The 19,856-nt window shown below is 73.5% G+C and carries 18 protein-coding genes; 7 read left to right on the forward strand and 11 right to left on the reverse strand.

The window, feature by feature from the left end:
• Window positions 1–170 precede the first annotated feature (170 nt).
• A complete protein-coding gene (locus tag AVP42_RS12420) occupies window positions 171–506 on the reverse strand; it encodes a hypothetical protein (RefSeq protein ID WP_067949487.1) in 336 nt (111 codons plus the stop codon).
• Window positions 507–666: 160 nt separating this feature from the next.
• On the opposite strand from AVP42_RS12420, the gene AVP42_RS12425 reads away from it, so the two are divergent.
• Window positions 667–1,119 carry a nitroreductase family deazaflavin-dependent oxidoreductase gene (locus AVP42_RS12425; RefSeq protein ID WP_067949488.1) on the forward strand — a complete coding sequence of 151 codons (453 nt, stop codon included), beginning with the start codon at window positions 667–669 and terminating at the stop codon, window positions 1,117–1,119.
• Between the two features lie 87 nt (window positions 1,120–1,206).
• Here the strand turns inward: AVP42_RS12425 and AVP42_RS12430 are convergent, their stop codons facing one another.
• The 4 genes from AVP42_RS12430 to AVP42_RS12445 all read right to left on the reverse strand — a co-directional run bounded on the left by AVP42_RS12430 (window position 1,207) and on the right by AVP42_RS12445 (window position 5,476).
• Complete coding sequence (locus AVP42_RS12430; RefSeq protein ID WP_067949494.1) at window positions 1,207–2,379, reverse strand: NAD(P)/FAD-dependent oxidoreductase; 1,173 nt, start codon at window positions 2,377–2,379, stop codon at window positions 1,207–1,209.
• Window positions 2,372–3,133 (reverse strand): methyltransferase domain-containing protein, encoded by a 762-nt coding sequence (locus AVP42_RS12435; RefSeq protein WP_067949496.1) that lies wholly within the window; start codon window positions 3,131–3,133, stop codon window positions 2,372–2,374. The genes AVP42_RS12430 and AVP42_RS12435 overlap by 8 nt, the downstream gene beginning before the upstream one ends.
• 3 nt (window positions 3,134–3,136) lie before the next feature.
• Window positions 3,137–4,285 (reverse strand): type III polyketide synthase, encoded by a 1,149-nt coding sequence (locus AVP42_RS12440; protein WP_067949498.1) that lies wholly within the window; start codon window positions 4,283–4,285, stop codon window positions 3,137–3,139.
• Between the two features lie 84 nt (window positions 4,286–4,369).
• On the reverse strand, window positions 4,370–5,476 hold the full coding sequence (locus tag AVP42_RS12445; protein ID WP_067949500.1) for an AI-2E family transporter: 1,107 nt from the start codon (window positions 5,474–5,476) through the stop codon (window positions 4,370–4,372).
• A gap of 130 nt (window positions 5,477–5,606) precedes the next feature.
• Between AVP42_RS12445 and AVP42_RS12450 the strand changes: the two genes are divergently transcribed.
• Window positions 5,607–6,002 (forward strand): SHOCT domain-containing protein, encoded by a 396-nt coding sequence (locus AVP42_RS12450; RefSeq protein WP_067949501.1) that lies wholly within the window; start codon window positions 5,607–5,609, stop codon window positions 6,000–6,002.
• Between the two features lie 99 nt (window positions 6,003–6,101).
• On the opposite strand, the gene AVP42_RS12455 is transcribed toward AVP42_RS12450, so the two are convergent.
• The 5 genes from AVP42_RS12455 to AVP42_RS12475 all read right to left on the reverse strand — a co-directional run bounded on the left by AVP42_RS12455 (window position 6,102) and on the right by AVP42_RS12475 (window position 11,977).
• The gene (locus AVP42_RS12455) at window positions 6,102–7,232 is read right to left on the reverse strand and encodes a DUF998 domain-containing protein (protein WP_067949502.1); all 1,131 of its coding nucleotides are present in this window, start codon (window positions 7,230–7,232) and stop codon (window positions 6,102–6,104) included.
• A 74-nt stretch (window positions 7,233–7,306) separates the two neighbouring features.
• Entirely contained in the window at window positions 7,307–7,804 is a 498-nt protein-coding gene (locus AVP42_RS12460; RefSeq protein WP_067949503.1) for a DUF2017 family protein, read from the reverse strand.
• Window positions 7,801–8,097, reverse strand: a complete 297-nt coding sequence (gene clpS / locus AVP42_RS12465; RefSeq protein ID WP_067949504.1) for an ATP-dependent Clp protease adapter ClpS — start codon at window positions 8,095–8,097, stop codon at window positions 7,801–7,803. Before clpS ends, AVP42_RS12460 begins: the two co-directional genes overlap by 4 nt.
• Before the next feature lie 12 nt (window positions 8,098–8,109).
• On the reverse strand, window positions 8,110–10,788 hold the full coding sequence (locus AVP42_RS12470) for an adenylate/guanylate cyclase domain-containing protein (RefSeq protein WP_067949505.1): 2,679 nt from the start codon (window positions 10,786–10,788) through the stop codon (window positions 8,110–8,112).
• A 58-nt stretch (window positions 10,789–10,846) separates the two neighbouring features.
• Window positions 10,847–11,977, reverse strand: a complete 1,131-nt coding sequence (locus tag AVP42_RS12475) for a class I SAM-dependent methyltransferase (RefSeq protein ID WP_082847231.1) — start codon at window positions 11,975–11,977, stop codon at window positions 10,847–10,849.
• A gap of 98 nt (window positions 11,978–12,075) precedes the next feature.
• On the opposite strand from AVP42_RS12475, the gene AVP42_RS12480 reads away from it, so the two are divergent.
• Window positions 12,076–12,552, forward strand: a complete 477-nt coding sequence (locus AVP42_RS12480) for a DUF4383 domain-containing protein (RefSeq protein ID WP_067949506.1) — start codon at window positions 12,076–12,078, stop codon at window positions 12,550–12,552.
• Here AVP42_RS12480 and AVP42_RS12485 read toward each other — a convergent pair.
• On the reverse strand, window positions 12,549–13,979 hold the full coding sequence (locus tag AVP42_RS12485; RefSeq protein ID WP_197467018.1) for a M20/M25/M40 family metallo-hydrolase: 1,431 nt from the start codon (window positions 13,977–13,979) through the stop codon (window positions 12,549–12,551). The genes AVP42_RS12480 and AVP42_RS12485 overlap by 4 nt on opposite strands.
• A 250-nt stretch (window positions 13,980–14,229) precedes the next feature.
• Between AVP42_RS12485 and AVP42_RS12490 the strand changes: the two genes are divergently transcribed.
• From AVP42_RS12490 to AVP42_RS12505, 4 genes are all read left to right on the forward strand, one after another.
• Window positions 14,230–15,999 (forward strand): bifunctional UDP-sugar hydrolase/5'-nucleotidase, encoded by a 1,770-nt coding sequence (locus AVP42_RS12490; RefSeq protein WP_067949507.1) that lies wholly within the window; start codon window positions 14,230–14,232, stop codon window positions 15,997–15,999.
• Window positions 16,000–16,105: 106 nt separating this feature from the next.
• Window positions 16,106–17,464 carry an MFS transporter gene (locus AVP42_RS12495; protein WP_067949509.1) on the forward strand — a complete coding sequence of 453 codons (1,359 nt, stop codon included), beginning with the start codon at window positions 16,106–16,108 and terminating at the stop codon, window positions 17,462–17,464.
• Window positions 17,465–17,499: 35 nt separating this feature from the next.
• Complete coding sequence (locus AVP42_RS12500; RefSeq protein WP_157356831.1) at window positions 17,500–18,270, forward strand: hypothetical protein; 771 nt, start codon at window positions 17,500–17,502, stop codon at window positions 18,268–18,270.
• Between the two features lie 6 nt (window positions 18,271–18,276).
• Window positions 18,277–19,767 carry a cryptochrome/photolyase family protein gene (locus tag AVP42_RS12505; RefSeq protein ID WP_067949510.1) on the forward strand — a complete coding sequence of 497 codons (1,491 nt, stop codon included), beginning with the start codon at window positions 18,277–18,279 and terminating at the stop codon, window positions 19,765–19,767.
• The last annotated feature ends 89 nt before the right edge of the window (window positions 19,768–19,856 follow it).

The raw sequence follows: 19,856 nt of genomic DNA on the forward strand, positions 1-19,856 counted from the left end.
CAAAGTTGAGTGTACTACGCTCAACTCTCCCGGCGCGAGCGCTATTCCATCGAGTGTCCAGCGGATGTCGCCCGCGGGGCCCGGAAGCGGCATCCATCGGACACTCGCTCGACGCGGGGCGGGACCGGCGCCGCGGCGTGCGGCCCGGCGGCGCGGCGTGCCGCCCGGGCTCAGTCGGACTCGCCGGGCGCGAGCCCGGCCTCCTCCTCGGTGACGCTCGCCTCCTCGGCGCGGGCCCGGTCGGCCGCGACCTCGCCGGCGCCCGCACGCGGGTCGTCCGCGGCATCCGACGCCTCGGCCGGGCCGCCGCCGACGAGGCCCGAGTGGTCCTCGTCGCGCCCGTCGTACTGCGCGTCGTCGTCCCGCGCGGCATCCTGATGCTCGCCCGGGACGCGCCGCCCGTCGGCACCCCCGGAGATGCCATCGCCGAACGCGGCCTGCTGCCCCGCGCTCATCGCCGCGGCATCCGCTCGCCCTCGGTCTTCGCCCTCGCCCTGCATGTCCATCGTCGTCCTCCCCCTCGGTCGTGCGGCCAGCGTAGGCGCGACCTGCGGGCGGCGCACCGGGGTTGCGCGAACGCACCCACCCCTTCGCGAGAGGTCGGAATGCGCGCGGCACGGGTCGCGTTGGGGCAGACGACGCAGGAAACCGAACGAGGAGGAACGGATGCCGCTGCAGGGCGAGTACGCACCGAGCACGTCGAAGTGGGCGCGCGACCAGGCCGAGACCTACGAGGCCAGTGGGGGTCGCGAGGGGACCGAGCTGCGCGGGCGTCCCGTGATCGTGCTGACCACCGTCGGCGCGAAGAGCGGCAAGCTGCGCAAGACCGCCCTCATGCGCGTCGAGCACGAGGGCGAGTACGCGGTGGTCGCCTCGCAGGGCGGCGACCCGGAGCATCCGGCCTGGTACTTCAACATGAAGCGGCAGCCGCACGTCGAGCTGCAGGACGGCCCCGTGAAGCGCGATTACCTCGCGCGCGAGGTCACCGGCGACGAGAAGGCGACCTGGTGGAAGCGCGCCACCGACGTGTGGCCCGACTACGACAAGTACCAGGCGAAGACCGACCGCGAGATCCCGCTCTTCGTCCTGACGCCGTTCGATCCGGAGGCCGACGCGTAGGAACCGGGTTCCCGCGCCGGAACCCGCCAACGGCGTGGTTCCGGCGCCGGAAGATGGTTCCGCGGCGCGAGGGGCGCGGGCGCGGCCTCAGAGCCAGCGCATCGTGAATGCCCGCGCGAGCACCGAGCGCGCGGGCGGCAGCCCGAGCAGGCGCACCGACGCGTTCCGCACCCGCAGCCGCAGGCCCGTGACGGGCGCGCCCATGCGCATGTTGAAGGCGGCCTGCCGCATCGCGCGCGTCGCCGCGGCCCGGCGCGCGCGCTCGTAGCCGGCGAACGCGTCGAGTGGGGCGCCCGCGGCGAGCGCCGCGTCGAGCTCGTGGTCGAGGTGCTGTGCGGCGATCCACCCGAGGTTCATGCCCTGTCCGCCGATGGGGCTGACCTCGTGGGCGGCGTCGCCGACGAGCGCCACCCGCCCGGCGGCGATCGGCGTGGCGAGGTGCTGCCGCGCGTCGAACGCGGTCGGCTCGCCGGCGGCATCCGTGTCGAACCCCTGCCCGGTGCGCGCCTCGACGATGGCGGCGACGGCGGCGGCGTCGAGCACCGACGGCCGGCGCCGCACGCGCGCGACGTAGCGCCGCACGCCGCCCGGCATCGGGAACGACTCGACCACGCCGGTCGGCTCGAAGTGCAGCAGCGCGGTCTCGCGGGCGCCGGTGTCGTCTCGGGTGTCGCACATGACGTAGGTCGCGCCGCGGCCGCGCGGGCGCCAGCGCGCGTCGATGAGCGAGCGGATGCCGCTGCGCACCCCGTCGGCACCGACGACGTAGCGCGCCGGCACCGCGACCTCGTCGTCGCCCGCGGCACCCGTGACGACCACATGCGTGCCGCGGTCGCGGAGCCCCGTGACCTCGACGCCCCGGCGCAGCCGCACGTTCGGCAGCTCGGCGAGGCGTTCCTCGAGCAGGGCCTCGACCTCGCGCTGCGGCAGCGAGCGCACCAACCCCGAGCGGGGGAACCGCATCGCGCCGAGCGTGCGTCCCTCGCACGTCACCCGACCCTCGCGGATCACCACGGCCCGGTCCCGCACGGCGTCGCCGATGCCGGCGTGGTCGAGCACCTTGAGGCCGGGCGGGTGCACGCCGATCGCACGCGACGGCGAGCCGGGCGGGGGCGGGTCGGTGCGTCGTTCGAGCACCACGACGTCGCGCCCGCGCCGGCCGAGGAGGCACGCGAGCAGCAGCCCCACGGCGCCGCCGCCGACGATGGCGACGTCGTGGATGCGGGTCTCGGAGCGGTCGGCCCCGACGGGGTCAGTCATCGGCGATCTCGCTGCCCCAGACCAGTTCGAGGCGGGCCGGGAACCCGCGCTTCACGCGCCACCCGCGCGGGAGGGCGCGCGCGAGTTCCGGCGCGCTGTAGCTGCGCCGCACCGAGGTGAGCCCGTCGGCGCGGATGAACGACCCGCGGAAGAGCGTCGCCGCGAACGGCAGCGTCGCCGCCCAGAACGCCAGGTATGCGCCCCGGCTCCGCTCGATGTCGCCGTGCACCGCGATGCCGCCGCGCGCGACGAGCCGCTCGGTGTCGGCCAGCAGCGCGCCGAGCTCGGCGGGCGTGAGGTGGTGCAGCACGTGGTTCGACCAGACGACGTCGAAGGTCTCGCCCTCGGCGACGAGGTCGGCGGTCGTCGCCGTCCGGACCTGCAGGCGCGGCTCGGCGTGGCGCGACGCGTACCGCACCGCGCGTTCGTCCGGGTCGATCGCGAGCACCTCGAGGCGGAGTCCGTCGCGTTCGGCGTGCCGGAGGATCTGCAGCGGCAGGTCGCCGCCGCCCGCGCCCACGTCGAGCAGCCGCGAGGTCCGCGTCGGCGAGAGGTGCGGGCGCACCCACTCCTCGTACACCGCGGCGGGCCGCGACACGATGCGGTTCACGATCCCGAAGCGGCGGTACGTGCGGTCGAGCGCCTCGGGGTCCGCGGCGGGGTCGTCCATGAGCTCGATCGCGTGGTCGTCGCGGCGGTCGAGGCTCGCGAGGGCGCGCAGGAGCCCCGGTTCGCGGGCGGCGGGACGCGGCATCCGTCAGCCCTTCACGGTCAGGAGCGCGGACTCGACGGTGAGGCCCGGCCCGAACGCCATCGCGGCGACCCGGTCGCCGTCGGCCGACGTCGCGCGGTCGAGGATGTCGCGGAGCACGAACAGGACGGTCACGCTCGACATGTTCCCGTAGTCGCGCAGGGTGGACCGCGCGGGCACGAGCTGCTCCTCGGCGAGCCCGAGCCGCGACTCGACCTTGTCGAGGATGCTGCGACCGCCCGGGTGGATCGCCCAGTGGGCGACGTGCTGGCCCGCGGCATCCGTCGCCAGCGCCTCGGCCAGGTCGTCGTCGGGGGCGAACAGCGGCTCGAGCGCGCCGGTGATGTGGTCGTCGATGATCGACGGCACCGCGTTCGAGAGCACCATCTCGAAGCCGTGGTCGCCGATCTTCCATGCCATGTCGCCCTCGCCCACGGGCGTGATGCGCGTCTCGAAGCGGTCGAGCGAGAAGCCCCGTTCGCCGGGCTCGAGCGGTCGGGCGGTGACGATTCCGGCGCCCGCGCCGTCGGCGAACAGCGACGACGCGACGATGGTGTCGGGGTCGTTCGACGAGCGCAGGTGCAGCGTGCACAGCTCGACGCTCACGACGAGCACGACCGCGTCGGGGTCGGCCTCGCAGTACTGCTTGGCCGTGCGCAGCGCCGGCATCGACGCGTAGCAGCCCATGAAGCCCAGGTGGTACCGCTGCACGGCCGGGCCGAGGCCGAGCTCGCGCACGAGCATGTAGTCCGGTCCCGGTGCGTAGAAGCCGGTGCACGAGACGGTGACGACGTGCGTGATGTCGGATGCCTCGATGCCGGGCGTCGCCGCGATCGCGTCGCGGGCGGCCTCGACGTACAGCTTGGTCGCCTCGATCGCGTAGATGTCGTTGCGGGCCTTCGTCCCGGGCATGAGCAGGTCGCCGGTCTCGCGGTCGAAGAACACCGGGTCGCCGTCGACGTCGTCGAAGGTGAGCTCGTCGAGCACCGTGTAGCGGCGCTCGATGCCCGACACGTCGAACGAGGTGGCGATGATGCGCTGCGCGAGGCGGTTGAGCCCGGGCTGGGCGGCGAAGACGTCGCGGACGGCGGCCTGCGGCAGCTCGGTCCGCGGCACGACGGTCGAGAGTCCCCGGAGGGTCACGCCCGGGCTCATGCCGTCGTCCTCGGGTCGGTTCCTCGCTGCGGCATGGGTGCCCCCTCTCCCGCTTGCAGACTAACGAGCGGGTCGCGCACGGGTCTAGGGATCGCGGCCGGGAGTGTGCTGGGACCGCGCGCCGGCGATCCGACCGTCGTCGTCGGGGACTCGCGCGTCGCCCGAGAGCCAGCGCAGCCAGCGCGCGCCCGGGTCGCGGTCGAGGAGCACGTCGCGGAACAGCAGCGTCAGCGGGATCGACAGGATGGCGCCCAGCGGGCCGATCACGAACGTCCAGAACACCACCGAGAAGAAGCTCAGCGTGAGCGACAGGTCGACCGTGTCGCTCACGAACTTCGGCTGCACGAGCACCTGCAGCACCACGTTCACGACCGAGTAGATGGCGATGACGGCGAGCATGAGCGGCATCCCGCCGACCACGAACGCGAGGACGGCCGGCGGCACCAGTCCGAGCACGAACCCGATGTTCGGGATGAAGTTGGTGACGAACGCCAGGATCGCCCACACGACCGGTGCGGGCACCCCGAGGGCCCACAGCGCGAGCCCGTCGATGATCGCGACGATCGCGCCGAAGCTCGCGTTGACGACGTAGTACCGGCGCACCGACGAGTTGTAGGCGCGGATGCGCTCGACCGTCGGGCGGATGCCGGGTCCGAACGCCCGCTCGGCGCGCGTGTACCGCGCGGCGTCCGCGGCCATGAAGATGACGTAGGCGAGCACGAAGAAGGCGGCGGTGGCGAAGCCGAGCAGCCACGCGCTCACGCCCGACGCGAGGTCGACCAGCACCGACGGGTCGAGGGCGGATGCCGCGGCATCCGCTGCCTGCTCGCCCAAGCCGATCGACGACAGCCACCCGGCGAAGGATGCCGCGGCGGCCTCGAGCTCGTCGAGCACGTCGGTCACCAGCACGCCGAACTCGAACCCGGCGAACACGAGCAGTGCCGCGAGCCCCGCGAGGATCAGGTACGCGACCGCGACCACGACGGTCGTCGCCGCCCAGTGGTGCCAGCCGCGGCGCTCGAGCGGATGCCGGATCGGGTGCACGATGATCACGAGCACCGCGGCGAGCGCGAGCGGCGCCACGATCTCGCGGGCGAACCAGAGGGCGGCGAGCACGGCCACGACCGCGATCACCGTGATCAGGCTGCGCGAGCCCGGCGACGGCTCCGCGCGGGCGCCCTCCGCGTCCACGGGACCACCCTAGGTTCGACGCGCCGTCGCCGGGTGCCGAAAGTCCCGGTGGGTCGCGGGCCCGTGAGTAGTGTGACGCTCGAGGGAGCAGGTCTTCAGTCCCTCCTGATCGAGAGAAAGGCGCACCCCCGTGGACTTCTGGAGCAACTTCTGGAACTTCGTGTGGATCTTCTTCTGGAGCTTCGCATTCATCGCCTACCTGTTCGCGTTGTTCGCGATCATCGGCGACCTCTTCCGCGACCACGAGCTCAACGGCTGGCTGAAGGCGATCTGGATCGTCTTCCTCGTCTTCCTGCCGTTCCTGACCGCGCTCGTCTACCTCATCGCCCGCGGCGACGGCATGGCGCGCCGCTCCGCGAAGCAGGCGTCGGAGATGCAGGCCGCGACCGACCAGTACATCCGGCAGACGGCGGGCGCCCACAGCCCGTCCGACGAGATCGCCAAGGCCAAGGCCCTCCTCGACGCCGGCACGATCACGCCCCAGGAGTACGAGTCGCTCAAGGCGAAGGCCCTCGCCCACTCCTGACCGACCATCCGGTGGCCGAGTAGGGCGCGAAGCGCCCGTACCGAGACCCGTTCGCCCGGCCTCGGTACGCGACTCCGTCGCTACTCGGCCACCGGCATGTCAGGCGGTGACCGCGACCACCCGGCGCGGACCGGCCGGGCCGGTGTTGCGGAGGAACAGGATGATCCAGCTGAAGATGAGCACGCCCGCCACCAGTTCGACCGCGGTCAGGTTGTAGTAGCCGATCGCGAAGAAGATGCCGAGCAGCACGATCACGCCGACGTACACCCAGCCGAGGACCACGAAGACGCGGGGCATCGACGGCAGGAACCGCGGCAGGCCGATGACCATCACCGCGTAGACCACGGCCATGCCGGTGGCGACGGTGTTGTGGATGAGGAAGAGCCGGTCGACGGGGAACACGCCCACGAGCGCCAGCAGGATGCCGATGAGCACGAGCCCCCAGCGCACCACGTCGCGCCCGCGGCGCTCCCGGTCGGTGCCCGCGGGCAGCCCGGCGGTGGCGTAGCGTGCGACGATCGTCACGATCGCCCCGGCGATGATGAGCGTGAGGTTGAAGGCGAACGCCGACAGGTCGTCGGTCATGCCGAGCGCGCTGAGGTTCTCCTGCCACCACAGCGGATCGCTCGCGCTCAGCATGGCGGTGATGACGCCGACGACGAGGAACACCGCGAGCACGATCGACAGCAGCATGGGCGTCATCCGCACCGACGACAGGAAGCACACGTAGGCGGTCACGGCGAGCGCGACGCCGAACAGGAGGGCACCCGGGATCGTGAACACCACGGCGCCGCGGAAGCTCTGCTCGAGCACGTCGGCGAGGCCCGTCCACCCGAGCAGCGCGATCACCGCGTGGGCGAGCGAGAGGGCTGCCACGTCGAACCAGTGCAGTCGCGGCCCGGGGTGGTCGGGTGCGCCGGGCGAGCCGGCCGGGGCCCTGGTGCCGCCGGTGTCGGCATCGACGGCGGATGCCGCGCCGAACCGCCGTCGCAGCACGAGCCGCCCCGCGACGAAGGCGAGGGCCGCGGCGACCGCCGCGCCCAGCGCGACCGCCATGCCGAGCGAGCCCCGACCCGCGATCGGCAGCGAGTCGCCCCAGAACAGCAGCAGCCCGAGCGGCGCGGCGACGACGAATACCGCCGCGCCGACGATCAGCGCCGACGACTCGATCGACTCGGTCGTGCGGGTCGGCTCGCGCAGGATGCCGATGATGGACGCCGGCTGGGACATGCTCGCCTCCGCTCAGCGGCCGCGGCCCGCCGTCCCCCGGCGCGTGCCCGCGGCTCGCGGAACCAGCCTGCCAGTTACCGGCCGATGGGGTCGAGCACTTCGAGCATCGATCCCTGCACCACGCCGGCCCACTCGTACGCGGCGCGCAGGTAGTCGTCGCGCTCCTCGTCGGCGGGCTCGGCCTCGTCGGGATCGGTGGCCCCGACCCGCTCGGCGAGGATCAGCCGCAGGTCGGTGAGGAACGTCAGCCAGCCCCACGCCTGCGCCTGGTCGAGTTCGATCTCGACGACGCCGTCCCCGCGGCGCACGGCCGTGGCATCCCGCACCGCCTGCGCCGCCTGGCGCTTGCCGTCGACGAGGCTGTCGCGCGTATAGCGCTCGAAGTCGCGGGCGGCGGCCTCGTCGTCGCGGTACGCCGAAGGGAAGAGACGGTCGAGCGCCGGGTCGTCGTCGCCGCCGAGGAGCAGCACGGAGTCGACCTGGTCGGCGAGCTCGGACAGGAGCATCGCCTCCTCGGTCTCGAGGACGATGCGGACGCCGTCGGCGCCGCCCTCGCGGCCGGCCACGATCACGGCTCGGCCCTCGACACCGTCGCCTGGAGTCCGTAGCCGTGCATGGCGTGCACGTGGCGTTCCATCGCCTCGCGGTTGCCCGTGGCGACGACCGCCCGGCCCTCGTGGTGCACCTGCAGCATGAGCCGCTCGGCCTCCTCGCGCGGGTAGCCGAAGTAGCTGCGGAACACGTAGGTGACGTAGGTCATGAGGTTGACCGGGTCGTCCCACACGATGGTCTGCCACGGCACGTCGGGCCGCACGACCTCATCGGTGACGAGGTCGGCGTCGAGCTGCTCGATCGTGGACGACACCCTTCCAGACTGTCACGGACCCGGGGCCGATCGCACGTCCCCCGTCGGGCCCAGCGCCGAGGCGACGGCCTCCTCGAGGCTCATCTCCATGCCCGCCCGGTACAGCGGTGCCAGGTCCGGGCGGGTCGGGTCGAGCTCGGCGATCGAGAGGCCGCGGATGCGGGTCACCTCGTGGTCGACGATCCTCGTGCCGGAGGAGTTCCTGAGTCCGCGCGCCGCACCGAGGAGTCGAGCCGCGCGTTCCTCGTCGTCGGCCGCCTGGGCGAGTGCCGCCGCGAGCGAGAGGAACATCACGACCGCGGAGACGTCGCGGTGCGGCGCGAAGAGTTCGAGCCCCTGCTCGAGGTACTCCCATGCCGTCTCGAGGTCGTCCATCCGGGCGCTGAAGACGGCGACCTCGAACATGCCCCAGCCCATGCCGAACTCGTCGCCCGCACGTCGGTAGTGCTCGATGCTCTCGTGGAAGAGCCGGAGGGCGCGCGCCTGGTCGTCGTCGAAGTCGGCGACCGCCTGGCCCAACCCCCAGGCGATGTTGCCGAGGCCGTCCTCGTCGCCGAGCCCGCGGTAGATGGCCTCCCCCTCGTCGTAAAGGGCGAACACCTCGCGCCGGACCTCCTCCGTCGCCCCCGTGGAGGCGGCGGCCACGGACTGCCCGATCGCGGCGTTGTAGATGGCGTTGGCGATCTCGGCGGGGCCGCCGAACTCCCGCTGGATCGCGAGGGCCTCGCGGTAGGGCGCGACGCAGCGGTCGATCTCGCCCTGCCACCAGTAGACGCCGCCGAGGGCCTCGAGCGCTCGCGCACGGTTCGCGGGCTCGCCGCCCGGGAGGGAGACGACCGTCTCGAGCCGGCTCCGGCCCTCGTACAGGTGGCCGCGCGACTGCCAGAACCGCCACGAGGCCGCCGCGAGGCGTAGGGCGAGGTCGGCCTCGCCGTGGACGGCGGCCCAGTCCAGTGCGGTGCGCACGTTGTCGTGGTCGGCGTCGAACCGGTCGAGCCACGCCGAACGGTCCTCCCCCAACACGTGGGCGGCGACCTCCTCCGCCCAGTCGACGTACGCCTGGAGGTGCCGCCGGTGGATGGCCTCGCCCGTCCCGCTCGCCTCGAGCTTCAGCAGGGCGACCTCGCGGATGACGTGCAGCGTCCGGAAGCGGGCGCGACCGCCGGGCGCCGCGACCTGTCGCAGCAGGCCCTGGTCGACGAGCTCGGCGAGGCCGCTCAGCAGGTCGACGTCGACGTCGTCGCACACCCGCTCGATCTGCTCGAGGTCGGCGCCGCCCGCGAACACGCCGAGCCGCGCGAAGAGCTCCCGCACGGGCGGGTCGAGCAGGTCGTGGCTCCACGCGATCGCGCCCTCGATCGTGCGCTGGCGTTCGGGCAGGTCGATCGTGCCGGTGCCGGGCCTGGCCGGGTCGAGGCGGGCGAGGATCTCGGGCACCGGCAGGAGCCGGACCCGGGACGCGACGAGCTCGATCGCGAGCGGAAGGCCGTCGAGGCCGCGGACGAGCTCGGTGACGGCCTCGACGTTCTCCGGCGTCACCGCGAAGTCCGGGCGCACGGCCATCGCGCGATCGAGGAACAGCGCCACCGCGTCGGACTCGGCGGCGCCCACCGCGTCGTGCCGGTCGGGCAGCTGCATGGGCTCGAGGGGCATCTCCTGCTCGGCGGCGATGCGGAGCGGACCGCGCGACGTGACGAGGAAGCGGGACCTCGGCGACGCGGTCACGAGGTCGGCCACGACGGATGCCGCGGCGATCACCTGCTCGAAGTTGTCGAGGATGAGCAGCACCTCCCGGTCGGCGAGCCGGTCGAGGAGCGCGTCCCTGGGCAGCCGGTTCCCCGGTGCGGAGTCCTCGCCGAGCGCGCGCAGCACCTGCGAGGGGACGACGTCGGGGTCGTCGACCGGCGCGAGGTCGACGAAGTACACGCCGTCGCTGAAGCGCGCTCCGATCTCGGCGCCGACCTGGAGGGCGAGGCGGGTCTTGCCCGTGCCGCCCGTCCCGGTGATCGTGACGACGCGCGAGGACTCGAGCAGCTCGCGCACGCGGGCGCTCTCGCGGCGACGGCCGACGAAGTGGGTGACCTGCACGGGCAGGTTGTTCGGCACGCTCTCGAGCGACCGCAGCGCCGGGAAGTCGTGCTCGAGCCCCTCGACGTCGAGCTGGAGGATGCGCTCGGCCCGGGAGAGGCCCCGGAGCTGGTGTCGGCCGAGGTCGCGCATCGCCACGCCGTCCGGCAGGTCGTGGTCGACGAGCGCGGCCGTGGGGGCCGACATCACGACCTGGCCGCCGTGCGCCGCGGCGCTGATGCGCGCGGCGCGGTGGACGTCGATGCCCACGTAATCGTCGCCGCCGAGGAGGCCGAGCCCGGTGTGCAGTCCCATCCGCACCCTCGGCGCGAGTCCCGCGGGCCAGTCGTGCGCGGTGATGGCGCGCTGGGCGTCGGCGGCGGCGGACACGGCGTCGGCGGCCGATGCGAACGCCGCGAAGAACCCGTCGCCCTCGGTCTTCACGACGACGCCGTCGTGCCGCGTGATGGCGTCGCGGACCAGCCGGTCGTGGTCGGCGAGCAACGCCGGCCACCGATCGGCGGCCGCTTCCAGCAGGCGGGTCGATCCCTCGACATCCGTGAACAGGAAGGTGACCGTCCCCGTCGGGAGACGACGACGGCTTCGCGACGCCGTGGTGGTCACCCTTCGAGAGTGGCACGACCGGCGCTCGACCGCACCCCCTGTCGGCCGGTCGGCGGCCTCAGCGCACGGAGGCGGTGACCGTGAACTTCGCGTTGCGCGCGACCTGGCGCGTCGGGCCGACGGTCCGCTCGAGCAGCGGCCGGTACCGCAGGTGCGAGTTCCACACGCACCACAGCTCGCCGCCGGGCTCGAGCACGCGCGCCGCCTCAGCGAAGAGGTGCGCGGCGATGCCGGTGTGCACGGCGGCATCCGAGTGGAACGGCGGGTTCAGCACCACGAGGCGCTCGCTCGCGTCGGGCAGGTGCTCGAGGCCGTCGGCTCGGGTCACGCGAACGCGGTCGTCGACGCCGTTCGCCGCGGCGGTCAGGGCAGCGGATACCGCGGCCGCGGCGCTCCGGTCCGATGCGTGCACCACGAGTCCGGGTCGCTCCCGCGCGAGCCACGCCGCGACGACGCCCGACCCGCAGGCGAGATCGACCGCGCTCGCGGCGTCCGTGACCGCATCGCCGAGGACCCCGAGCAGGAACCGGGTGCCGATGTCGACCGACGTGCCGGCGAACACGCCGCCGTGGGCGACGATCGTGAGTCCGAGCTCGTCGTCGCGCCGCTGCGCGGGCCGGAGGGGTTCGGCGGGACGCGCGCCGATGCCCGAGGCGACGAGGACGCGCGACTTCTGCCGGGCGTGCGAAACGTCGACCCGCTCGAATCGGCGACCGAGCACCTCGTTCATGGCGAGCGACATGTGCTTGATGCGGCCGCCCGCGAACACCCGCACGTCGGGCGCCGCTCCGGACGCGATCGTCGCCGCGACCTCGTCGAGCCGGTCGAGCGACCTCGGCAGCCGCATGAGCACGACCCGCGCGCCCGCGACCAGCTCGGGCGAGAGCGGCAGGCTGCGCGGCCGGTCGGACTCGGGCACGCCGAGCCGCCGGGCGTTCGCGGCGAGCGCCCGTTCGCCCGTGATCGGGTCCTGGTGCACGCGGACCTCGTGCGCGCCGGCGTCGACCGCGCCGAGGGCGAGGGCGCCGTACGCGTCGTCGATCACCACCACGGCACCCGGCATCCCGGCCGCCGCGGCGAGCGCATCGGCGGCCTCGTCGAGGATCAGCCGGTCCGCGGCATCCACTGCCACGAGGTTCGGCCCCTCGAGATCGGGGGCGCGCCGGAGGGCGTCGAGGTCGATGGCCACACCGAATCGTAGCCCCGGCGAACGCGGCACCCGTGGCGTCAACCCCCTGTCGGCGCCGTGCGCGAGGCCGGGAGGATCGCGGCAATGAAGGAGGCATCATGACCGTCAATGACCGCACCGGGGTCCGCTACGCGGAGACACCGGTCCAGAAGGCCGCACTGATCGTGGGAATCGTGTTCCTCGTCGTCGGGATCCTCGGGTTCATCCCCGGCATCACGACGAACGTGGACCAGATGCAGTTCGCCGGGCACGAGTCGGAGGCCCTGCTCATGGGGATCTTCCAGGTCTCGATCCTGCACAACATCGTGCACCTGCTGTTCGGCGTGGTGGGGCTGCTGCTCGCGCGCTCGTACAGCGGCTCGAAGAACTTCCTCATCTGGGGCGGCGCCGTGTACGCGCTGCTCTGGCTCTACGGCCTACTGGTCGCCGAGGACAGCGCGGCGAACTTCGTACCGATGAACGACGCCGACGACTGGCTGCACTTCGTGCTCGCCGTCGGCATGATCGCGCTCGGCGTGCTGCTCACGCGCAACCGCACGGGCGCGCGCCGGCCCGGCGTCGCCGACCGCCGCTAGCCCGAGGAAGGGCCGCTCGCGCCCGGCGCCCCCTCGAGGGCGCCGGGCGCTCGGCGCCAGAACTCGGCCAGGGTGAGCGCGCCGCGCTCGAGCACGTCCATCCGCACGTGCTCGTCGGGCGCATGCCACCGGTCGCTCGGCAGGCCGGTGCCGAAGAACACGAGCGGCGCCCCGGCCGTGCGCGCGAGCAGCGTCGCCGGGCCGCCACCGCCGTTGCCCATGCGACCCACCTCGTCCGGTTCGACCTCGAAGCCGACCGCCATGGCCGCCGCGAGCGCGTCCAGCGCCGGGTGCTCGGGCGTCCGGTACGGCGCCTCCGCGGTGAGGTGGTCGAACTCCAGGTCGTAGCGGATGCCGCGCAGCCGGTCGGCCATCCACGCCTCGAGGTGCTCGGCCACCGCCTGCGGATCCTGGTCGCCGACGAGCCGGATGCTGAGGTCGGCGGTCGCGGTCGCGGGGATGACCGACCGCGGCAGGCCCTCCGTGTCGCCTCCGGTGATGCTGATCACCTCGATGGCCGGACGCGCCCACAGGCGCTCGGGCAGGGAGTGGTCGCCGTCGCCGACCACGCGGGCCGTCTCGGTCCGTTCCGCCCAGTCCTCGGGTTCGAGCGCGAGGCCGTCGAACTCGTCGCGGTCGCGGTCGTCGGGCGAGGCGACGTCGCCGATGCCCGGGACGACGATGCGGCCCTCGTCGTCGTGGAGGTCGGCGATGACCGCCGCGAGGTCGTGGATCGGATTGGGGGCGGCGCCCGAGACGGTGCCGCTGTGCACGTCGACCAGCGGCCCGTGGACGGTGAGCGTCGCCCCGATCATCCCCCGCACGCTCGTGCACAGGGCCGGCCGGTCGGCGTCGGCGAGCAGGGTGTCGGAGTACAGCACGAGGTCGGCCGTGACGTCGTCACGGTGGGCCTCGAGCAGATCGGCGAGGTGGGGCGAACCGAGCTCCTCCTCGCCGTCGATCAGGAACCGCACGTTCACCGCCGGGCCCCCGTCGACCGCGACGTGCGCCGCGAGGGCCAGCAGGTGCGCCGCGACCTGGCCCTTGGCGTCGGACGCACCGCGGCCGAACATCACGCCGTCGCGGACCGCCGGTTCGAACGGCGCGGTCTCCTGCCAGTCCTCGGCGTGCACCGTGCGGACGTCGTGGTGGCTGTAGACGAGCACCGTCGGAGCGCCCGGATGCGGCATCCACTCGCCGTAGACCGCGACGGTGTCACCCTGCGGCCAGACCTCGACGCGCGGGAAGCCGACCGCGCGCATCCGGGCCGCGAGGTGCGCCGCCGACCAGCGCATCGCATCGGCGCGGTCCGGATCGCCGGCCACCGAGGGGATGCGCACCCACTCGGCGAGTTCCTCCGCGAACGCAGCTCGCCGCCCCTCCACGAACCGCCGGGTCCGCGCCGCCGCATCCATCAGGTCGCTCATGCGTCACGGTAGCCACGCCGGACTTCGCCGCGGTACGGGATTGACCCGGTCGGGCACCGCGGGGTACTGGGGCGGCGTACCCGACCGGGGCCGAGGGCGTCAAGATCTTCCGCGACGTCGGTGGTCGGGGCGATGATCGCCCGACGCGCATCGGTCGACGGCGGTTCACGCGCAGGGAACCCACGTGGCCTAGCGTGTGCCCGGGCGGGCCGCCGCCCTGAACGAACCACCTCGAGAGGAATCCCGACACGTGAAGACCCGACTCCTGGGGGCTGCGGCGACCGCCGCCCTGCTCCTCGGCGGTGGCGCCGCCCTTCCCGCCGCCGCCGCACCGAACACCGCGAACGAACTCGACCTCACCCTGCTCGCGACCACCGACCTGCACGGTCGCGTCCTGAACTGGGACTACTTCAGCGACCGCGCCTACAGCGACCGCGCCGGCGACTCCGTCGGCCTCGCCAAGGTCGCCTCGGTCGTCGACGAGGTCCGCGCCGAGGTCGGCGACGAGCGCCTGCTCGTGGTCGACAACGGCGACGCCATCCAGGGCACGCCGCTCAGCTACTACTACGCGGTGCAGGAGCCCGTGCAGGAGACCGGTGCCGACCACCCGATGGCGGCCGCGTACGCCGCCATCGGCTACGACGCCCAAGTGGTCGGCAACCACGAGTTCAACTACGGGCTCGACCTGCTGGCCGCCTACGAGGACGACCTCGGGTTCCCGCTGCTGGGCGCGAACGTGCTCGACGCCGAGACCGGCGAGCCCGCGTTCGACCCGTACACGCTCGTCACCAAGAAGGTGAAGGGGCACAAGCCCGTCACGGTCGGCATCCTCGGCCTCACCACGCCCGGCTCGGCGATCTGGGACAAGGCGAACGTCGAGGGCGAGCTCGAGTTCCGCGACATGGTCGACGCCGCCGAGGAGTGGGTGCCGAAGGTCCGCGCGGCGGGCGCCGACGTGGTGGTCGTGCTCTCGCACGCCGGCACGGGGGGCTCGTCGTACGACGAGTCGATCGCCCCGCCCGAGAACGCGACGGCCGACATCGCCCGCGAGGTGCCCGGCATCGACGTCATGGTCGTCGGGCATTCGCACCTCGACAAGCCGAGCGAGGTCGTCGTGAACGAGGTCACCGGCGACGAGGTGCTGCTCACCCAGCCCTACCGCTGGGGCTCCACCGTCTCGCGCGTCGACCTCTCGCTCGAGAAGGTCAAGGGCAAGTGGGATGTCGCCGACGCCGAGGCGTCCGCGATCCGCACGGCCGCCTACCCGGAGTCCCCTGCGATCGTCGACCTCGTCGCCGACCAGCACGCCACGACCGTCGCGTACGTGAACCAGGTCGTCGCGCGCTCGACCGAGGAGCTGTCGGCGGTCACCTCGCGGTACGAGGACACGGCGATCATCGACTTCATCCAGCAGGTGCAGACGGATGCCGTCGCGGGCTCGCTCGCGGGCACGGCCTACGCCGACCTGCCCGTGCTGTCGATCGCCGCGCCGTTCAGCCGCACCGCCGTCTTCCCGCAGGGCGACGTCACCGTGCGCGACATCGCCGGCCTCTACATCTACGACAACACCCTGCAGGCCGTCACGATGACCGGTGCGCAGGTGAAGGACTACCTCGAGTACTCGGCGAAGTACTACGCGCAGGTGCCCGTCGGCGGCACGTTCGACCCCGAGGCGCACACCGCCGCGGGCGGCACCCCCGACTACAACCTCGACATCATCGCGGGCGTCGAGTACGAGATCGACCTGTCGCAGCCGGTCGGGTCGCGCATCGAGGGGCTGGTCCTGGCCGACGGCACGCCGCTCGCCGACGACCAGGAGGTCGTGGTCGCCGTGAACAACTACCGCCGCTCCGGCGGCGGCGGGTTCCCGCACATCGCCTCGGCCCCGGTCGTCTACGACGAGCAGAAGGAGATCCGCCAGCTGCTCATCGACTGGGCGCAGGAGCGCGGCGTCATCGACCCGGCCGACTTCGCCGACGAGTCGTGGTGGCTCACCATCGGCGGCACGGTGGTCGGGTAGCACCCGAAGGGCGCGTGCCGAGACCGGCCGTCGCGCCCATCCGGAGGGCGCGGACCGAGACCCTCGGTCCGCGCCCTTCGCGCGTTCGCGCGAGTACGCTCGCCGTATGCCCGCCACTGACCTCGCCGGCCTCGCCCGCGCGATCGGCGCCGACGAGGCCGTACGGCGCCGTGTGCAGCGTCGCACGCTCGCCGTCGTCGTCGCGAGCCAGGTGCTGGGCGGCGCCGGTCTCGCGGCCGGCATCACCGTCGGTGCGCTGCTCGCGCGCGACCTGCTCGGCTCCGACAGCCTCACCGGCGCCCCCGCGGCCCTGTTCACCCTCGGGTCCGCGCTCGCGGCCTTCCTCGTCGGCCGCGTCACCCAGCGATGGGGCCGCCGGACCGGCCTCGGCCTCGGGTTCGCCGCAGGCGGCGCCGGCGCGATCGGCGTGGTCGCCGCCGCGGTGTCGGGCAACGTGCCGCTGCTGTTCGCCTCGCTGTTCGTCTACGGGGCCGGCACGGCCACGAACCTGCAGGCCCGGTACGCGGGCACCGACCTCGCCCTGCCGACGCAGCGCGGCACCGCCGTGAGCGTCGCGATGGTCTCGACCACGCTCGGTGCGGTCGCGGGCCCGAACCTGGTCGAGCCGCTCGGCGCGCTCGCCGTCTCCCTGGGCATCCCCCCGCTCGCCGGGCCCTTCCTGCTCGCCGCAGCCGCCTACCTCGGTGCGGGCAGCGTCCTGTTCCTGCTGCTGCGGCCCGACCCGTTCCTCGTGGCGCAGCACCTCGATCACGCGCCCGGGCTCCCGCCCGCCGTCGCCCCCGAGGTCCCGACCCCCGCCGAGCCCGCCCAGCCCGCCGCGCCCGCCCAGCCCGGCGCATCGCAGCCGGAGCCGTCCGCCCCCGCCCGGGGCGACCGCTTCGCACCGGGCGTCGTGCTCGGCGCGACGATCATGATCCTCACGCAGGCCACCATGGTCGCGATCATGACCATGACCCCCGTGCACATGCGCGGACACGACCACGCCCTCTCGGCCGTCGGGCTGGTGATCGGCATCCACATCGGCGCCATGTACCTGCCGTCGCTCGTGACCGGCGTCCTCGTCGACCGCATCGGCCGCATCCCCATGGCCGTCGCCGCGGCGGTCACGATGCTGCTCGCGGGCGGCGTCGCCGCCCTCGCACCGAGCGACTCCCTCGGGCTCCTGATCGTCGCACTGACGCTCCTCGGCCTCGGCTGGAACTTCGGCCTCATCTCGGGCACCGCGCTCGTCGTCGATGCCACCTCGCCCTCCCACCGCGCGAAGACGCAGGGGTCGATCGACGTGCTCATCGCGCTGTCCGGGGCCGGCGCGAGCGCCCTGTCCGGCCTGGTGCTCGCGGCCACCGACTACGCCACGCTGTCGGTCGTCGGCGGGCTCCTGTCGCTGCTGCTCGTGCCGGTCGTCATCTGGGCCCGACGGGCCGCGGTTCGACGTCGGCGCTGACGGCGCCCAGCCGGGTTTGCTACCCTCAGCCCGCAATGCGACATTCGGCGCAGCACCTGGGGGAGCGCCGCGCGGCGGTTCGAACGCCCGCGCGGCGCCCGTCACGTGCGCCCGAGGGTCGGCGTCGCGCGACCCGCCCCGAGCGCGGGTCGCGTCGCCTCGCCAGGCGACGCAGCGTCGCGGCGCTCGTCGCCGCGGTCGCCGTGGGCGGCCTGCTCGCCACGGTCGCGCTCGCCCCGCTCCCGCGCCCGTCGGTGGCGCTCGCCGACGCGGCCGCCGGTTCCGTCTCCCCGTTCCGGGGCGAGGTGCAGGAGGTCGCCGTCCCCGGCGACCTCAGCGTGGCCGGGGTGTCGCGCGAGCGCTACATCACGGCGACCGGACCGGAGACGCTCGTGGCATCCGGCACCAACTACGACTGGGCGAAGCTCGTGCTCGTGTTCGGCGACTGGCCGGTGACCGACGAGAACGTGCGGTTCATGGTCGAGTGGATGCGCGAGGAGAACGGCCCCGACAACTGGTGGAACCGCAACAACCCGCTGAACAACGGGTACGGATCGGGCGGCGGCAGCGGCCTGGGCAGCTACACGACCCTCGTCGACGCCGCCCGGTACGCGGCATCCAACCTGCAGAAGCGCACGTTCTACGCCGACATCGTCGCCGCCCTCGAGGCCGGCACGTCAGCGGATGCCGCGGCGCGGGCGGTCTGGGCGTCGCCCTGGGCCGAGAGCCACTACGGGTACGGTACGTGGTGGTCGACCTCGCCGGTGCCCGTCGTGCCGGCCCCGCCGACGGCGTGGGGTCGCTGAGCCCCCGTGCCCGTGCGCTGGATCTTCGCGGAGCAGCTCGGGTCGCAGTTCGACGACGGCGGGCGGATGCTGCTCGTCGAGGCCCGCGCGGCGTTCGGCCGCCGGCCGATGCACCGGCAGAAGGCGCACCTGTACCTCTCCGCGATCCGGCACCGGGCGGCGGAGCTCGGCGACCGCGTCGAGTTCCGGCAGGTGGAGCGGTTCGGCGAGGCCGTCGACGGGCGCGACGACCTCGAGGCGGTCGCCCCGGTGTCGTGGGCGGCGAGGGTGGCGCTCCGGCGCCGTGGCATCCGGATGCTGCCGAGCCGGGGCTTCGTCACCTCGGAGACGGACTTCGCCGAGTGGATGGCGGGTCGCGAGGGCCGTCGCCCGCGCATGGAGGACTTCTACCGGTGGACGCGCGAGCGCACCGGGATCCTGATGCGCGGACCCGAGCCGGAGGGCGGCCGCTTCAACCTCGACCGCGAGAACCGGCAGCCGCCGCCGAGGGGAGCGGTCACGCTGGGCCTGCCGGAGCCGTGGTGGCCCGAGGAGGACGAGATCGACCGCGAGGTGCGCCGCGACCTCGATCGCTGGCAGGCCGACGGACGCGTGCAGCTCATCGGCGACGACGGCCCGCGCCGCTTCGCCGTCACCGAGACCGAGGCCGAGCACGCGATCGCCGACTTCATCGAGACGCGCCTCGGCGACTTCGGCCCGTACGAGGACGCGGTGCTCACCCACGACTGGGTCATGGCGCACTCGCTGCTCAGCGTGCCGCTCAACCTGGGCCTGATCGACCCGCTCGCGCTCGCCGAGCGCGTCGCCGCCGAGCACGCCGCCGGCCGTGCGCCGTTGCAGAGCGTCGAGGGCTTCGTGCGGCAGGTGATCGGATGGCGCGACTGGATGTGGCACCTCTACTGGCACCTCGGGCCCGGCTACCGGCGCGTCCACAACCGCCTCGAGGCGACCCGACCGGTGCCCCGCCCGTTCGCGACCCTCGACACGGCCGGCGTGGACGCCGCCTGCATCCGGCACACGCTCGACGACGTGCGCGCGCACGGCTGGGCGCACCACATCCAGCGGCTCATGGTGCTCGGGAACTGGGCGCTGCAGCGCGCGGTCGATCCGGCCGAGCTCACCGACTGGTTCGCCGGCGCGTTCGTCGACGGCACCCCCTGGGTCATGCCCGCGAACGTGGTCGGGATGTCGCAGCACGCCGACGGCGGCCTCGTCGCGACGAAGCCCTACGCGGCCGGTGGCGCGTACGTCTCGAAGATGACCGACTACTGCGGCGGATGCCGATTCGACCCCAAGGTGCGCCTCGGCCCCGACGCGTGCCCGGTCACCGCCGGGTACTGGGCGTTCCTCGACCGGGCCGAACCGCACCTGCGCGGCAACCACCGGATGGCCCAGCCCCTCGCCGGACTGCGACGCCTGTCGGACCGCGAGGCGGTCGTCGCGCAGGAGCGGGCACGGGACCTCGACAGCGAGGGCTTCGGGCCGGCTCCGGGCTGAGTCGGAGGGCCCCCACGGCGGGCGCGATACCGGGTTCGTCGTGCCCGTGGCATCCGCCGCATACCGGCTCAGGAGGACGCTCGTCAATC

The organism is Agromyces sp. NDB4Y10 (assembly GCF_001620055.1).
GTDB lineage: Bacteria > Actinomycetota > Actinomycetes > Actinomycetales > Microbacteriaceae > Agromyces > Agromyces indicus.

Bases quoted from the DNA above. Each gene is read 5' to 3' on its own strand.
- AVP42_RS12425 (WP_067949488.1), top strand. From the start codon at position 667: ATGCCGCTGCAGGGCGAGTACGCACCGAGCACGTCGAAGTGGGCGCGC.
- AVP42_RS12455 (WP_067949502.1), bottom strand. From the start codon at position 7,232: ATGTCCCAGCCGGCGTCCATCATCGGCATCCTGCGCGAGCCGACCCGC.
- AVP42_RS12480 (WP_067949506.1), top strand. From the start codon at position 12,076: ATGACCGTCAATGACCGCACCGGGGTCCGCTACGCGGAGACACCGGTC.
- AVP42_RS12485 (WP_197467018.1), bottom strand. From the start codon at position 13,979: ATGAGCGACCTGATGGATGCGGCGGCGCGGACCCGGCGGTTCGTGGAG.
- AVP42_RS12495 (WP_067949509.1), top strand. From the start codon at position 16,106: ATGCCCGCCACTGACCTCGCCGGCCTCGCCCGCGCGATCGGCGCCGAC.
- AVP42_RS12440 (WP_067949498.1), bottom strand. From the start codon at position 4,285: ATGAGCCCGGGCGTGACCCTCCGGGGACTCTCGACCGTCGTGCCGCGG.
- AVP42_RS12430 (WP_067949494.1), bottom strand. From the start codon at position 2,379: ATGACTGACCCCGTCGGGGCCGACCGCTCCGAGACCCGCATCCACGAC.
- AVP42_RS12435 (WP_067949496.1), bottom strand. From the start codon at position 3,133: ATGCCGCGTCCCGCCGCCCGCGAACCGGGGCTCCTGCGCGCCCTCGCG.
- AVP42_RS12500 (WP_157356831.1), top strand. From the start codon at position 17,500: ATGCGACATTCGGCGCAGCACCTGGGGGAGCGCCGCGCGGCGGTTCGA.
- AVP42_RS12420 (WP_067949487.1), bottom strand. From the start codon at position 506: ATGGACATGCAGGGCGAGGGCGAAGACCGAGGGCGAGCGGATGCCGCG.